This is a genomic window from Streptomyces sp. NPDC002209, from assembly GCF_042890265.1.
Classification (GTDB): Bacteria; Actinomycetota; Actinomycetes; order Streptomycetales; family Streptomycetaceae; genus Streptomyces.
In genome coordinates, this window is the sequence record NZ_JBIARX010000005.1 from 308,177 (window position 1) to 322,601 (window position 14,425).

At 69.9% G+C, this 14,425-nt stretch carries 16 protein-coding genes; 4 read left to right on the forward strand and 12 right to left on the reverse strand.

What is annotated here, in order from left to right; genetic code table 11:
- Positions 1-14 precede the first annotated feature (14 nt).
- Positions 15-311 carry a hypothetical protein gene (locus tag ACFYXK_RS13045; protein WP_389411339.1) on the forward strand — a complete coding sequence of 99 codons (297 nt, stop codon included), beginning with the start codon at positions 15-17 and terminating at the stop codon, positions 309-311.
- A gap of 234 nt (positions 312-545) precedes the next feature.
- Positions 546-1,106 carry a DUF317 domain-containing protein gene (locus ACFYXK_RS13050; protein ID WP_389411340.1) on the forward strand — a complete coding sequence of 187 codons (561 nt, stop codon included), beginning with the start codon at positions 546-548 and terminating at the stop codon, positions 1,104-1,106.
- A gap of 186 nt (positions 1,107-1,292) precedes the next feature.
- On the opposite strand, the gene ACFYXK_RS13055 is transcribed toward ACFYXK_RS13050, so the two are convergent.
- From ACFYXK_RS13055 to ACFYXK_RS13100, 10 genes are all read right to left on the reverse strand, one after another.
- On the reverse strand, positions 1,293-1,652 hold the full coding sequence (locus ACFYXK_RS13055) for a hypothetical protein (protein WP_389411199.1): 360 nt from the start codon (positions 1,650-1,652) through the stop codon (positions 1,293-1,295).
- 39 nt (positions 1,653-1,691) lie between these two features.
- On the reverse strand, positions 1,692-2,366 hold the full coding sequence (locus tag ACFYXK_RS13060; protein WP_389411200.1) for a hypothetical protein: 675 nt from the start codon (positions 2,364-2,366) through the stop codon (positions 1,692-1,694).
- Positions 2,367-2,462: 96 nt separating this feature from the next.
- Positions 2,463-2,894 carry a hypothetical protein gene (locus ACFYXK_RS13065; protein ID WP_389411201.1) on the reverse strand — a complete coding sequence of 144 codons (432 nt, stop codon included), beginning with the start codon at positions 2,892-2,894 and terminating at the stop codon, positions 2,463-2,465.
- A gap of 103 nt (positions 2,895-2,997) precedes the next feature.
- On the reverse strand, positions 2,998-4,707 hold the full coding sequence (locus ACFYXK_RS13070; protein WP_389411202.1) for a relaxase/mobilization nuclease domain-containing protein: 1,710 nt from the start codon (positions 4,705-4,707) through the stop codon (positions 2,998-3,000).
- Positions 4,708-4,722: 15 nt separating this feature from the next.
- Positions 4,723-5,250 (reverse strand): plasmid mobilization protein, encoded by a 528-nt coding sequence (locus ACFYXK_RS13075; protein ID WP_389411203.1) that lies wholly within the window; start codon positions 5,248-5,250, stop codon positions 4,723-4,725.
- Positions 5,251-5,497: 247 nt separating this feature from the next.
- The gene (locus tag ACFYXK_RS13080) at positions 5,498-5,689 is read right to left on the reverse strand and encodes a hypothetical protein (protein ID WP_389411204.1); all 192 of its coding nucleotides are present in this window, start codon (positions 5,687-5,689) and stop codon (positions 5,498-5,500) included.
- A complete protein-coding gene (locus ACFYXK_RS13085; RefSeq protein ID WP_389411205.1) occupies positions 5,689-6,675 on the reverse strand; it encodes a DUF2637 domain-containing protein in 987 nt (328 codons plus the stop codon). The genes ACFYXK_RS13080 and ACFYXK_RS13085 overlap by 1 nt, the downstream gene beginning before the upstream one ends.
- Positions 6,676-6,754: 79 nt before the next feature.
- A complete protein-coding gene (locus ACFYXK_RS13090; protein WP_389411206.1) occupies positions 6,755-7,450 on the reverse strand; it encodes a WhiB family transcriptional regulator in 696 nt (231 codons plus the stop codon).
- Positions 7,451-7,514: 64 nt separating this feature from the next.
- Positions 7,515-8,219, reverse strand: a complete 705-nt coding sequence (locus ACFYXK_RS13095) for an ATP-binding protein (protein ID WP_389411341.1) — start codon at positions 8,217-8,219, stop codon at positions 7,515-7,517.
- 47 nt (positions 8,220-8,266) lie between these two features.
- Positions 8,267-9,406, reverse strand: coding sequence for a hypothetical protein (locus tag ACFYXK_RS13100; RefSeq protein ID WP_389411207.1), 1,140 nt, complete (start codon positions 9,404-9,406; stop codon positions 8,267-8,269).
- Positions 9,407-10,443: 1,037 nt separating this feature from the next.
- Here ACFYXK_RS13100 and ACFYXK_RS13105 point away from each other — a divergent pair.
- Both ACFYXK_RS13105 and ACFYXK_RS13110 read left to right on the forward strand, forming a co-directional pair.
- Positions 10,444-11,790, forward strand: coding sequence for a helix-turn-helix transcriptional regulator (locus ACFYXK_RS13105; RefSeq protein WP_389411208.1), 1,347 nt, complete (start codon positions 10,444-10,446; stop codon positions 11,788-11,790).
- A 229-nt stretch (positions 11,791-12,019) separates the two neighbouring features.
- On the forward strand, positions 12,020-12,445 hold the full coding sequence (locus ACFYXK_RS13110; protein WP_389411209.1) for an acyl-CoA thioesterase: 426 nt from the start codon (positions 12,020-12,022) through the stop codon (positions 12,443-12,445).
- A gap of 67 nt (positions 12,446-12,512) precedes the next feature.
- Here ACFYXK_RS13110 and ACFYXK_RS13115 read toward each other — a convergent pair whose 3' ends face one another.
- On the reverse strand, positions 12,513-13,298 hold the full coding sequence (locus ACFYXK_RS13115; protein ID WP_389411210.1) for a 3-deoxy-manno-octulosonate cytidylyltransferase: 786 nt from the start codon (positions 13,296-13,298) through the stop codon (positions 12,513-12,515).
- A 4-nt stretch (positions 13,299-13,302) separates the two neighbouring features.
- Positions 13,303-14,424: an adenosylhomocysteinase gene (locus tag ACFYXK_RS13120; protein ID WP_389411211.1), complete on the reverse strand. Its 1,122-nt coding sequence runs from the start codon at positions 14,422-14,424 to the stop codon at positions 13,303-13,305.
- Between the last annotated feature and the right edge of the window lies 1 nt (position 14,425).

The following is a 14,425-nucleotide window of genomic DNA, read 5'->3' on the forward strand; positions in this document are numbered from 1 at the left end:
AGCCCGGCGCCGAGATGACCGTCGCCGACCTGATCCAACACCTGTCCGAGGTAGACCCCTCCGCCCGGGTCCGGCTCGCGATCAACCCCTTCTTTCCCATGGCCCACAAGATGGGCGCCGTGACCACGGACACGGACCCGGACGGGCGACCGATCGTCTATCTCGCCGAGGACGCGGAGGCAGTGCAGTACGGGTACCTCCCCAGGCCGGTCGCCGAGGCCCTTACCTGGATGCCTCCGGTCGAGCCGCCTGCACGGGGACGGCGGCTACGCGCCGTTTCCGACGACGATACGAGCCGCGACACCCCCTGACGACAAGGAGCACTTCTGCCCCCGTCCCCTGATTTCCCTTCCCTTCCCGCGTACTGGGTCACCCCGAGCCATCTCGCCGGCGACGATGGCCTCCTTGCCGACCAGGTCGGCTCACACCTAACTGCTGCGGGTTGGACCAGCTTCACCCTCGTCCGAGGCCGGCGTGAACCCGACGAGTCTGTCGATGCCCGGCAGGTTCTTCGCAGCACCGTCCTGCACGTCGCTCCGGACGCACTGAGCTGGGCGCAGTGGGTGCTGGCCGACGAGCCCATCCTCCTGGGCGATCAGCCGGTGGCGTGGACGGTCTCTGCCCGCGCTACTCCCGACAGCCTTCCCCAGTGGAATGCGTACTTCTCCACCGGCACCCCGCCCGAGGCCGTCACCGACTTCCTGCTCGCCCTGGAGGACCGTCCGGATCCCGCCCACGGTTACGCCGGGCCGCAGGTGGTTCTCGACGCGCTGGCGGGTGGCGGCTGGGTCCGCGACATCGACACCCCCAGCGCCATGTCCGACCCGCGGTTGGCCGCCAGCATGGTCTTGACGACCTTGCCGGCCGAGGGCATTCAGGACGGCGACCCGCTCATCCTCGATCCCGAGGCGGAAGCGGCGGGATGGCAGGCATGGTGTGAACCGAGGATGGGCGCCGGACTCCTGTGGGCCGCCATGTTCTCCGCCAGCACGCCACATGACCTCGTTGCCGCCTTCGCCGCCTCCCTGGCCTCGCCTGCACCGGTGCTGCGCCACACCTTGCCGGAAAGCAGCGAGGGCCAGCTCACTGTGCAACCGACTGTCTGATACCCCGACGGCCGGACCCCCTTGGGTCCGGCCGTCGGTCTTTTGCGTGGCAGTACGGTCACGCATCGATGTGCGGCTCCAGGAGACGGTGGCAATGCCGGCCGACGACCGACACCCCGCCCGGCCTCGGCGTTTGTGCGCGAGTCGAGCGGGGCGCCAGGTAGAGACGGTTGCCTTGGCCGCCGGTCAGCGGCCCTTCCCCGTGGCACCTCCCCACGGCTGATCACCGGGCTTGTGCCAGTGCACAGCCGGGAGACCCCCGTCTGCGGCCAGGCTTTCCGTGAGATGGGCAGCACGGGCACGGATGCCGGAGCGGCGCACCGCTTGGGCGTTGTTTGCGCCGAGCAGGGACTGCAGCTCGGCGAACGCCGCCGTGGCTCGCTCGCTCTCCGGAAGCGCAATTTCACCGCGGCGCCCGGTGGGCCTGGCGCCAATGATCTGCGCCCGGTCCGCTCCTAGGGCAGCGAGGGCCATCATCAGCCGTACCTGCGGATCGCCGGCGGCGGCGAGACGGGTGAGGGCCTCGGAGGGCACGAACTCGGTCACTGAACCTCCATATAGAAGAAGGAAGGGGACGGGGGGGGCTTAGCGGGCGGTTGCCTTGGCCAGGGCGGTCTGCGCGTGGACCGTGACTTCAGCCGGGCTGCCGGAGACGACCAGGAGCACGGCCCCCGCGCGAATCACGGTCTGCTGGACGATTGTGCGCCGCCCGCCGGCGGTGACGGTGAGGACCTGCCCCCACTGCTCGTCACCGAGATGGGCCACCGGCGCCGTCTGGGTGCGGGCCTCCGCCACGGTGGTGGCGGTGACCAGCTGGTACGACGGGCAGCCGCCCATCGCGGTCATGATCCGCCCGGCCTCTGCGGAAAGCTCCTTGGGCGGTGCGGAGTACAACTCCTCGGTCAGCTCGGTGCCGCCGGGGCCGGTGAAGACCCGCTTCCCCTGGTTCGGGAACATCGCGTACGGGTCGTCCGCGGCGCTGCCCAGCTGCTCCAGCTTCGGGCAGCCCTCGACGGACGCCTCGGGCGAACCCGTCGTTGCGGCGGGGCGGGCGGTGTAGCCGGGGCCGAGATCGGCGGCGGTGAGCAACCGGTCCCCCAGCCGCTCCGACGGCAGCACTCCCCGGTCGTCGGCGGTGGGTATGGGTGTCTCCGCCTGCGCCCTGGCGGGCGCGCTGTCGGAGGGCACGGTGGAACAGCCGGTCAGGGCCCAGAGGGCGAAGCAGGTGCTGGTGAGGATGGCGGAATGGCGCAGGCGCATACGGGTTCCCTGGGTCGGATGCGAGTGGGCTGACCGTGGCCGCCTCCTCGGAGCGGCGGGACAGGAGTGCAGGGGGTCCAGGGGCGCGGTGCCGGATCAGTGGTCGAGGGAGCGCAGGCCCTCCTCGAGCGTGCCGAACTTGCCGTTGCTCGGGCCGCTGTTGCGGTTGTACCAGGCCACGTCCAGACGGGGCTCCAGGGTCTCGTGTCCGTCGCGGCAGCGTAGCCAGATCCGCCCCTGGGTGCACAGAATCACCCAGTCCCGGTATGCCTCGCACTGCGGGCAGGCGCGGACCTCACCGTCGACGACCAAGGGGCGCCGCCACGGCATGAACCGCCCGGCCAGCTCGTCGTCGGTGTCCATCCGGAAGTCCGGCGGCAGGAAGTCGTCCACTACCCCAGCGGCCGGAGCGGGTTCGGGCGCCGGCTGGGCGGGCTCGGGCCACTGCGGCTCCGGGTACGCCAGCCACGGGACACCCGCCGGCCCCATCTTTCCTGGCTGCTGCTTCGCCTTCCTGCGACCGAACACTTGGGCTCCCCTCCCAGAGTTGGCTCCCCGCACACGGCGGCGGGTCATGAAGCGTGCCCCATCGCCCCCATCTGCGGCAACTCACGAATTCCTGAAACCTCGGTCACATCCTGCGGCGCTGCGCGCCCCTCTCGGCCGGGTTCCCGGCCTTCCGCCCGGCGGGGTCCGACGGGACGGAGCCGCCGTCGGGCAGCGGCGCCGCCTGGGCATCGGCCGACAGGTCCGCGGCGCGGCGCAGCCGCCACACCAGCACATCCGACACGGACTCCGCGCTCGCCAGCTCCCGGCGGGCAGCCGCATCGGCCAGCAGGGCGGTGGCGTCGTATCCGGCCGCCTCGGCATCGGCCAGGGTCGCTGCCAGCGCCGCCCACCCTGCTTCCGCCAGGACCTGCTCCGCCAACGCCGACGGCAGCGCTTCCCGGACCCGCAGGACCTGGCGGCGCAGCACCGGAAGAGCCAGCGACCGGCCCCGCACGGCCAGCACGCTCATCGGCTGCTTGGCGGCGGCCCGGTAGGCCGTGCGCAGGTGCTCGGCGGCCAGCTGGGCGGCGGCGGCCTGCTGGGCGTGTGCCTTCTTCCCGTGCCAGTGCGCGGCCACGGTCACCAGGAAGAACACGGCGTCGATCACCATCGCGGTCGTCGCCCCGTCCTCCCCCCGCCCGAGCGCTGGACCGCTGTAAACGAGGTCGCGTGCAGCCTGGCGAAGGGCCCGGTCGTGCCCGCGTTCGGCCCGCACGTGGGAGCGGGAGGCCCGCTCGAACACGAAGGCGGCTTCTCGGAGTTCGCGCCGGGTGTGGGCGGCGGACGTCTTCGCGAGCGCGTCCAGTACCTCACCGGCAGCCGCGATGTACGCCGCGGCCGCCCCGTCGTCCGCCCCGTCCATGACCAGGACCGCCTGCCACAGCGCCGTACTCGCCCGCCGCCGCGCCGATGCCGGCCCCGACGGCAGCGTCTGCTCAGTGACCCGGCTGGTCCGGCGGCCGGACCAGCGCTCCCGGATCCGCGGCAGGGACAGGTCCGGGCCCAACTTCGAGCCCGGGTAGAAGACCGGGTCCCCTTGGGCGTTGACGTCTCCGGGCAGCGCGACCGTGTAACCCAGGAGGTCACCGGACGGTGCGACACGGGTGCGCACCAGAACGCCGGCGGCGCCCAGGCGGTCGAAGAACTCCTTCTCGCTCTCGGCGCCGGCCACGGCCCGCCGGACTGTCTCGCGCAGTTCCTCTCGGGCGGTGCGCTCGCGGCCCTGGCGGACAGCCTTGTGGCGTTCGGCGCTGGTGGGCCGCTTGGTGGCGGTGCCGTCACCGGGGTTGAGGCGGCGAAGCCCGAGTTCCTGCTCCAAACGTCGGGCTTCGGCCTGGACGCGAACGGCGTCGCAGTCGAGGTCCGGCCGGTAGCCGTCCTCACGGACCAGGGTGGCCAGGATGTGGATGTGGTCGTCGGCGTGCCGGACGGCGACCCAGCGGCAGCCCGCGCCTTGCTCGGGGTCGTCGATGCCGGCGGCGGTGACCATGCGGCGGGCAACGTCGCCCCATTCCTGGTCGGAGAGGATCCGGTCGGTGGGGCCATTGCGTACGGATAGGTGCCACACGTGCTTCTTCGGGTGCTCGTTTTCGTCGAGCAGGGCCAGGGGCTGGTCGAGGAGCTGCTGCAGCTGCTTGTACGTGGCCTCGGGGTCGCGGCCGGGGTCGGGGGCGGCGTGGTCCCAGGACGCCACCAGGTGCGGGTCGACGTGTTCTTCGGCCTTGCCGGGGCCGTACAGGTAGTACAGCAGGCCGATGGTGCGCGTCCCGCGCTTGTGGATCTTGGGGACCATGACGGTTGGGTGTTCCTAGCGGAGTTCGAGGAGTCGGTCGGTGGCGGCCTGGACCCGGTCGGTGGCCCGGCGCACGGCGGTCAGCACCGCGTCGAGGTGGGCGTCCGCCGGCCGGTCGCCGGAGTTGATGGCCCTGGCCACCTGGTTGAGGTTGTTGCCGACGTGGCCGAGGTGCCGTCGGGCGGCGAACATCTCCGAGATCAGCTCACGTTCGCCGGCGATGGCGCCAGCGGCATGCTCGGGGTCGCGGGCGGCGGCGAGGGCGCTGCGGGCGAGGAACGCGGGCAGGCTCGTGTGGGCTGCTGCGGCAGCTGTGGTGAGCTGGCGCTTCTCGTCGTCGTTGAGGCGGACGCTGCACACGTAGCTGCGTTTGTCGGCGGCGGGCTTCGGCGAGCGCTTGCGGGAGGCGTTCTTCGTGGCGCGGCGCTTGCGCCGCGGTGCGGGCTTCTCCTCCGGCTGCGATCCGCCCTCGGTCGCTGCCTCGTGGACCGGTGCCCCCTGGCTCCGGTCCGCTCCCGCCACTTCGGGGGCGGGTTTGGCCAAGACGCTCTTCCCCGACGGGGAAGAGCGTCTTGGCCGATAACTTGCTCCTCCTGGGTACGAGTTGGTGTCGGGCGAACGGTGGTCACGGTCGGCGGATTCGGCCTGTCTGACGGGCTGGTCCTGCTCCGCTTCGGGCGGGTTCTCGGCTGAGGTCATGGGCGTTTCGGCTCCTTCCGGGAGGCCAGGTGCGGGAACGGGGCGGCGGCCCGGGTGTTGGTCCGGGCCGCCGTACGGGCTGGAGTGCTGCTCACCCGCACAGGGGGCAGTGCGTGTAATGGCGGGTCAGGGCCTTGGCCATGTTCTGCTTCACAGCCAAGGCGTGCCGCGTGCTCGACTTCGAGGCGGTGCTGCCCGAGTGACGGGCGGCGTGGTTGCGCAGGAACGTGATGTCGCGTTCGTATCCGGCCTTCAGGTCGGTGAATCGGTCGCACGTCTTCATCAGCGGGTGGCTCCTTCGGAGGATGCGGAGGCGGTGGCGGCCCGAAGCGCGGTCAGGACGGGACCGATGTGCTCGTTGCCGAGGGGGATTCCGCGGGCGCGCATGATGCCCCGCAACTGCGTCCTGGTGATCTGCACGTTCCCCTCGGCCGCCAGGACTGCGGGGACGTCCGGGAGGACCAGCTCGACGACCTCGGCCTCGGACAGGCGACGCGGTCCGGTCCGGCGGTCCGACCGTCCGGCATGCACCTTCGCCCGGACGGTCCGGGGGCGAGCCGGGCCGGTCCGAGTTTGGCGCGGTCCGGTTTTCGGTCCGGGGCGGGGCGGTCCGGTGGGGGTGTCGGTCCGGTCCGGGTTGGGTCCGGTCCGGGTTTCCGTGCGGTCCTGTGGTCCGGCGGTCCGGCTTGGGTCCGGGTCCGGTCCGGCTTTTGGTCCGGGGCGGGGCGGTCCGGTGGGGGTGTCGGTCCGGTCCGGGTTGGGTCCGGTCCGGGTTTCCGTGCGGTCCTGTGGTCCGGCGGTCCCGCTCGGGTCCCGCTCGGTCCGGGTTTCGGTTCGGCTGTTCCGGATGGGCCTGGCGACGCGCTGCTGTATTTGCCTCATCAGGACTCCGAAGGCCAGCATCGCCCCGGTCGGTGGGACCGCTGCGACCAGGTAGTCCAGGAGCGGAACCGGACCAGTCGTGGTGCCGTTCACGCCGGCCACGTTCAGGGCGATCGAGCCGAGTGAGCCGACAGCCGTCAGTCCGACCGCCCACCAGTCCGTCACCCGGCGAAGTCCGGCCCGCAGCATGAGCAGTTCGCCGGCGACGATGAACATGTCCAGCGTGGCGGGCCAGGCCCACTGCCTGATGGGCGAGCGGTCCAGGCCGTGGCGCCCTGCGACTTCGGCGAGGTGGGCGTAGGAGAGCCAGAATCCGGCGCCTGTCAGGACGATGATCACTGTCCCGGCAGCGATCAGGGCGTATCGGTCGGCGTTCTCCTCGGTCAAGGGCTCCCTTTCTCCGGGCTCGGTGGGGGATGTGCTGTGCGTCCGCCGGTGGGGCGGGCGGGAAGTAGCGCCAGGCAGCTCAGGCCGCCTTCTTCAGAGCATTGATCAGTTCGTGCGTCTGGGCCTGGCGGGGCACCTGGCAGAACGTTTCCTCGGGGGCGGTCTCGCTGCTGACTTCCTCGTCCTGGTCCGGGGTGTCGGCTTCTTCGCTGTCCGCGGCCGGGACCTTCCAGTACCGGTCGCGGTCGGCCACCGCGTGGCGGGCCTCGCGCAGGAGGTCGCGGGCGTGGTCGAGGTCGATGCGGAGGGCATAGGCGAGGCGTGGGGCGCTCCAGCCGCGGATGTAGGCGGCGCGGGTGACGGCGTCTCGCTCGGACGCGGTGAGGTGGACGTCCCGGCCCATGAGAGCGGCGCGGACCCGGGCGTAGTCGAGGCGCTTGGCGACCTTGGCGTGCCACGGCTTGCGTTCCGCCTCGGTCAGGCCGCCCCACATGCCCCAGCGGATGTCGTTGTCCAGGGCGTGCGTGAAGCAGTCCTGGCGTACGGGGCAGGCGCCGCAGAGCGTCTTGGCCTCGGCGATGGCGGCGTGGGCGCGCGGTGCGGAGAAGAACAGGCGGTCGGCCTCGTCGGCGGTGAGGCCGTGGCACCTCCCGCGGGCGTGCCACGAGATGTCAGCGATGCCGCGCAGTTCCGGGACGGGCTGGGTGTTGGTGGTGATGTGGAGCATCGGATGGGTCTCCAGGGCATGCCGGGCGGCGGCGAGCGGGTGCGGCACGCGGCGGCGGGTGCCGGCGGACCGGCTCGCGGGCCGGGCGGTGGAAGGTGGTGGGCGCGGCGGGTCAGGCGGCGCGGAAGCGGCGGTCGGGGCCGTCGAGGTGGACCGGGGTGCACATGCCGGACAGGCGGCTCAGCACGCGGTCGCCGACCTTGTCCCGCAGCACCGGCTGGCCGGAGGCCATCCCTGGCATGCGGACCGGCGGCAGGTTCGAGGTGACGATCGTCGGCAGCTGGTTCTGCGCCCGCCAGTTGAGTAGGCGGAAGGTGATCTCCTCGGTCCACTCGCTGCTCTTGGCGGCGCCGAGGTCGTCGAGGAGCAGCAGCGGGATCCGCACGATCCGCCGCAGGAGGTACTCGGGATCGCTGCTGCCCCGGGCCCGCATCTCGCCGTACAGGTCGGCGGCGGTCGTGGCGTGCCAGCGGACCCCGCACCCGGAGGCGGTCAGGGCGCGGATCGCGCCGTACGCCTGGTGCGTCTTGCCGGCGCCGGTCGAGCCCCACAGCAGCAGGCTGCGGCCGTGGGTGATCTCCCTCTGCCCCGGCGTCCCGAAGTGAGGGATCAGCGGGCTCGCCGCGTGGCCGACGGCGCTGCTGGCGATGGTGCGGACCCACTCGGCTACGGCGGGATGCTCGACCTGGGCCTCGCGGTAGTCGCGCGGGATTCGCAGCTGAGCGGCCTCCAGAGCGGGGATCGCTTCCGGGGTGTCCGCGACGGGGGCGGTGGGGTCGATGCCGCGCTCGGCGAGCTTGCGCCGCATCCAGGCCATCGCAGCGTTGTCCGCGGTGGTCTGAGGGTCGGCGAGGCTGGTGCGGTTCACAGGGCGACTCCGAAGGTTCCGGTCGGCTCGGTGGGGTTGAGGTACGGCGTGTAGGCGGGGGATGCGCTGGCCCAGGGCCCCGCGCCGGAGGCGGAGGACGGGCTCGAGCTCGACGACGGCGCCGGCCCGGCGTTGAGGAGTTCGTTGACCAGGCTCGGCAGGACGCTGGGGTTCAGCCCCTTGGCGCGCAGCCGCTCCAGCGCCGGCTTCAGGACGTCGGGGCCGTAGCCCTCGTCCAGCAGCGAGCGGATCTCCTTGCCGAGGTGCCCGAGGACCTTCTTCGGCGGACGCCCTCCGGGGCAGCCGCGCAGATACTCGGCCATCAAGACCTTCGCCGACCACTCGCTCGCGTCGGCCGTCTCCAGCACCGTCTCCGGGGAGGAGCCGAGCGTGGGCGCCTCGCGCCCCCTACGGGAAGATCCAGGATCCAAGATCCTAGATCCAGACCGTGAGCCCTCAGTGAATGTGGCGCCCGCCACGCCGCCTGCTTGGGTTGCATCGCCCTGACCTGCGGATTCCCTTGTAGGGCTTGCAGGGGGCGGGCACGGGGGCGATGCGGCCTCGTTCGCACCCTCCTGGGCGAGAGTGGCGCGCGTCACGGTGAGGTTGGATGCGGGCGAATCGGACGGAACGGTTCGCGTGAGCGCTCCGTGAGCGGTCATGGAGTCGCCTCCGCCGATGGTGTCGGCGGGCGCCTCGTGGGCTTCGGGGAGCGGCTGCCGGGGGCTGGCACCCGCCCGCGTCTGGGTGTGGCACTGGGGGCGGTCGCACTCGCCGCACGCCTTCGCCACCTCGTGTGTCGGGCAGCGCGGCAGTCGTGAGTCCGAGGCGCGATTGATCTTCTGGTGCCGGTCCCAGGTCACTATGTGCAGCCAGGACTTGCCGTCACAGCCGGTGTACCGGCACACCAGGCCGGCCTCGGCCAGCTGCTCCAGATCGCCGGCGACGTGGGCGGGGGTGTGCTCCGGGCGCAGCGCCCACAGTCGCCCGGCGATGACGGCAGGGTGGTCGCGGAATCGTCCCGAGTCGTCCGCCTGGGTCAGCAGCCCGAAGAATGTGACCATCGCGGTGACATCGACGGCGGCGAGGTCTTCAGATTCGAACGCCTCGGGCTTGATGGTGCGAATGCGCGCCATCAGCGCTCACCCCCGTACCAGCGGCCCGAAATGGGCGGGCGGGCGGTGTCCGCGGCGCGTTCCGCGGCGACGGTCCGGAAGCCCGGCCTTTCGCGCAGGGGCGTGCCCATGCAAAACTCTCCCTGAGTGATGCCGCAGCCGGTGTGCCCCGTTGGAAGGGCCGGTGCGGTGATGATGGGTCTCTCCGGCCGTTGCCTCGGCTGGAGATACGACTCTTCGCGTCCGGCGCCCGGGAGTTGCCTTCTCCCGGGCGCCGAGTGCTTTTACGGACTAGCCGCTTGGTGCGTCCTGCATGCGTTCCTGTCGCCGGTCACCGGGTTGCCTCCCGGTTGGGGATGACGAACATACGCAGACGGCCACGCAAGATCCAGACCTGGCTCTACAGACCGTGAAAAGTTGCACATGCCAAGCATTTTGCTGCTCTGTCGGCGTGTGCGGATCTGGGCTGCTGTTTGATGCCGCCGTCCGCATGCACTCCGGGCACGCCAAGAAAGATCTTCAAAAGAGCCCCCACGTTCATGAACCGGCAGGCTGTCGCGCTGTACCGGCTGGTCAGGTTTGGATTTAAGCCCGCAGGCAAAGGCTTCGTCAACGGCATCTCAACGGGAATCCACGCGCGTAGATAGGCGCGTGGGATGTATAGGGGTTGCATGGAGATGCTTGCCAACCCTCGTATTTGCAGAGGGGGTTGGGTGGCGGCGACTTATCTGCTGGCGTGATCGTCGGCGGCGTGAATGATCATTCACCCCCTTGCAAGAAAAACCGGCAAGGATTTGCCGCTTTTCCGATCATGGAAAACCGCAGGCGAGGGAATGTCCAGATTCGTCACGGAAGGTGGCTGGGCGCGGGTGGGCATGGTTGCGCGTTTAACCAACCGCCCTGTGGTCGACGCCACAAATTGTGGAAAGCGTTCAAGGTCGTCGTATCGTCTTTGTGGGAGACATCCGGCCGGGGGGCCTGCATTCGTGCTGCCCCTCTTTTTTCATGCCTTCGACCGGATGCCGCCCTGCAGACTGCGGAGACAAAGGAAGAGCCTCATGGTTGCTCAGGGGATCGTCCCCTTCGGCGATGACCGCGCCGAGAACAAGGGCGCAAACGGCGGGGAAATCGCCGGTCAGTTCATGGGGTTCGGTGGCTGGCTGAAGAGATGGCGCCAGGCGGCGGGGATCACCCAGTCCCCGGTGGCCAAGGCCCTCGGTATGGGGGTCCGGACGTACCGCAACGTGGAGAAGGGTGCCGTCCCGCCCCGGTTCACGAAGCCCCAGTGCGAGGCGCTTGCGGACCTGCTCGGACTCGACAAGAGCGAGCGCCACGCCTTGCTGCTGTACAACATCGGCACCACGCTCGACGGCGACCCGCAGATCGACGCCAGTCCGGAGCTGCGCCGGGCACTTCGCCTTCTGATCGACAGGCAGATGCCGTCGCCTACGTACCTCACCGACCGCAACTGGAACATCCTCGCGTACAACGCGGCGATGGCCGAGTGGTGGCCCTGGGTCATGGAGCCGCGCGCTAACCTCATGCGCTGGGCCCTGACGAACCCCGAGGCGCGCACCCAATACCACGACTGGGAAATGCACGCTGCGGCCTACGTCCGCCTGCTGAAGTTCGCCCAGGCCACCCACAAGGACAACACCGAGCTCGTAGACCTAATCGCCGAGGTTCGCCAGAACCCGGACGTCGAGCGGATCTGGCGCACCGAGGCCGATCTGGAAGCCGACCGGGACGGCCACGTCTTCCGGATGATCATCCCCGCCCTGGGCTGGGAGACCGTCGAAGTCGTCTCCCACGTCCTGTACCCGGCGTCGATGCCCCACTGCCGATTCGTAGTGATCACCTGGGTCGAGACCGAGTCCTCCGATGACGAGACCGACGCCCTGGGAGGCAAGCGCAACGCCTGGGCCCACGCTGAGCCCAGCCTGTCCGCTCCCCAGCCCTCTGCCCAGGCCGAAGCCGATGCCGCCCGCCGCCGTGCGGCCCGTGCCCTCACCGCCCGCCTGGTCGTCGACAGCGCCAACGAAGCCGCAGCGCTTGCCGGCCCCGACGGCGTCCCGCTCCCCGCACTCAGTGCGCTGGCCGGTCCGGAGTGCCAGCTCACCCTGTCGCCCGAGAACCACTTCGTGGTGTGGGCCATCCGGGAAGCGCCTGGAGAGTGGGGCATCACGCAGCTGGGGGCCGGAGCCGTCATCGACCGCATCCACCACCCGATCATCGACCCCCAGGCCCGAGCGGAGCTGAAGCTGCTGCTGCGTGCCTCGCTGCCGAACTCGGTCCAAGCGGCGTTCAGCCGACTCAGTGAGCAGCTGCCCCAGGCGGACCTCCGGGCGACCCTCCTTCGCGAGATCTTCAACGACCTCCAAGCGGGCGAGCAGCTACCCCGCTAGCTGGTGTGGCTAGCTCGTTGACCAAAGCAAGTCACTTACTGTCACGACTGGTGCTGTCTCCGTCTGGGGGCTGGGAGGTCGGGGCGTGGTCGTCCGGACGGCACGGAACGTCCGGACGGCCGATGCCCGCAGCTCCTGGGCCATCGGTAACGGGGGGATGCGCCAGCCCCTCGTGGATCGGCCGGGCGCCTCGATGGCGCGGCAGGTCCCACAACTCTCAGGAGCCGCTGTGTCTCGACACATCTACCACTGCCCCGTTCGCTGGTCGGACCTCGACGCGAACGGACACCTCAACAGCTCCCGCTACGGTGTCCTCCTGGAGGAGACCCGCATGCGCATGTTCAGCATGCTGGTCCCCAGTGACCCCGCCGAGCGCCTGGCTCGCAACTTTCTCCTGCGCGAGCAGACCATCCGATACCAGTACCCCCTGGAGACCTGGGAAACCCCGGTCCGCATCGAAGCCTGGGTGACCGACGTCAAGCGTGTCTCCCTGACCTTCCACTTCGAGGTCAAGGACGATGAGCGCGTCTACGCCACTGCGACCTCCGTCGTGGCCGGCTACGACTCCATCCGGGGTGGCATCCGCCGCTTCGAGCAGAACGAGCTCGACGTGTTCAACAGCTACGCCGACACGACCCAGGCCGGCGACAGCTGACCGGCACGGCCAAACGTGAATTGATCTTCTTGGCGTCAGCGTGCGGGAACCGGAACCTAACCAGACACTACTGGCGCCGCCCCTGAGTCCGGCCACGAAGCATCGAATGTGCCGTGGAGAGGTCCTCCGGAGTGTCGACGGCTAGACCATCGTCTGTCACGGCGAGCATCCGTACGCCGTGGCCGTGTTCGACGAGGCGCAGCATCTCCACACTTTCGGCTCGCTCCAACGGGCCCTGGGGAAGCTGCCGGAACAAGCTGAGAGCCGTCCTTGTGAAGCCGTAGAGCCCAAGCTGCCGCAGGTACCTCGGACGGTCACCGCGCGGGTAGGGGATCGGTTGGCGGGAGAACATGAGGGCGTTGCCCTCGGCACCGACGACGACCTTAACGACATTGTGGTCCAGTACCGCGCAGGCGTCGTCCAGCTCCGTGTACGCGTTCACTGCGAGCGTTCCAGGGGGCAGGCGTGTGAGGGCCTCGGAGACGGCGTCGATCGCTGTGGGGGAGATGAACGGCTCGTCGCCCTGGACGTTGATGTAGGCGTCGGCGGGCAGGCGTTCCGCGCACTCCGCGACGCGGTCGGTACCCGTGAGGTGGTTCGCGGTGCGCACGCAGTCGATTCCGAGTTCGTGGCACACCTCCTCGATGCGCTTGTCATCGGTTGCGACCACCGCGCTGTGAAGGCGTCTCGCCTCTACGCAGCGTTGGTGGACGTGCCATAGCAGCGGCTTGTTCCCGAGCTGCGCCAGGGGCTTTCCCGGGAACCGGGTGGATCCCCAGCGGCACGGGATGACAGCTATGTGGCGGCGTGTGGTGCTCAGTGGTGGCGCGGATGTGCTGGAGGATGGAGGCACGTTGTCACCTGTCGAAGTGGTCGAACCAGACCCTTGCGATGGCCTGGCGGTCGGGCGTCGGCATCTCGTGTAGACCGGGTTGGAAGCGGTCCTGGCTGAGAGCCGCGGTGGCGGCGAGTACCTCGGCCTGAACGAGGTGGATGTAGGCGCCGACTGCCGCGCCGTGCACGAAGTTGACGGCGCCACCGTCGGCCAGGACGTAGAAGTAGTGGCCCGTGATCTCGTACCGCGTCAGATGCTCGCCGACCGGGGTTCGCTGGTAGAGCCCATGGAGGCTGCCGAGTTCGAGTTCGTCTTCCGAGGACGTCACCGAGGCGAGGTACGCCCCGTTGCGCAGCGCGGTGAAGTCGCCTTGGCGGAGGGCCAGGTTGCCGGTGGCGCACAGGACGAGTTCCGCGTCCTGGAGTGCCTCGACAGTTGACGTGCTCGTGCGGAAGCCCTGGGAATGCGCCTGCACTCTCCTGACCGGATCGGTGTCGTACACGGTGACGCGGGCGTCCTGCGCTCGTAGCGTCTGAGCGATGGCCCGGCCGACCTTGCCGAACCCGATAACACAGGCGTTCCGGCTGGTCAGAACGTCGCCGCGAGCGCGTACCAGGGCGTCTGTCGAGAAGACGATGGACCGGCCCACGAGGTGGTCCTCGCAGTCCTTCAGCGGGGAGCGGGCCACCGAGACGACGGGGCAGGGCAGGTGGTCGAGTGCTGCGTACCTCTGGTGTCCGTTTTCGGTGTCCTCAACGACGCCGAGGATGCGGCCGGAGAACTTCGCCACCAGGGTGTCAAGGCATGGTGCGAAGTAGCCCCCGATGTCCACCAGGATCACGCTCCTGCCGCCGGCTGTGTTCTCCAGGTACTCCAACGCGCTGGTCGGGTCGGTGAACTGCTCTCGACTCAGGTCATGGACCGTGAAGTCGCATCGGACCGCCTTCAGCGTCGGCTGGTCGATGGACCTTGGCTTGGGCAGGACAGCGCCGACCGTGGAGATCGCCGCCATCGCGCCGAGGAACGCCGGCCGCTCAGAGAGCAGGTGCGTGATGATCAGAGTGGTGACGTTCTCTGCGGCGGGGAAGCGGGTCGTGACCTGCCGGAAGAAGGCGTCCAGGCGCGCCTTCTCAGGACTCTCCATT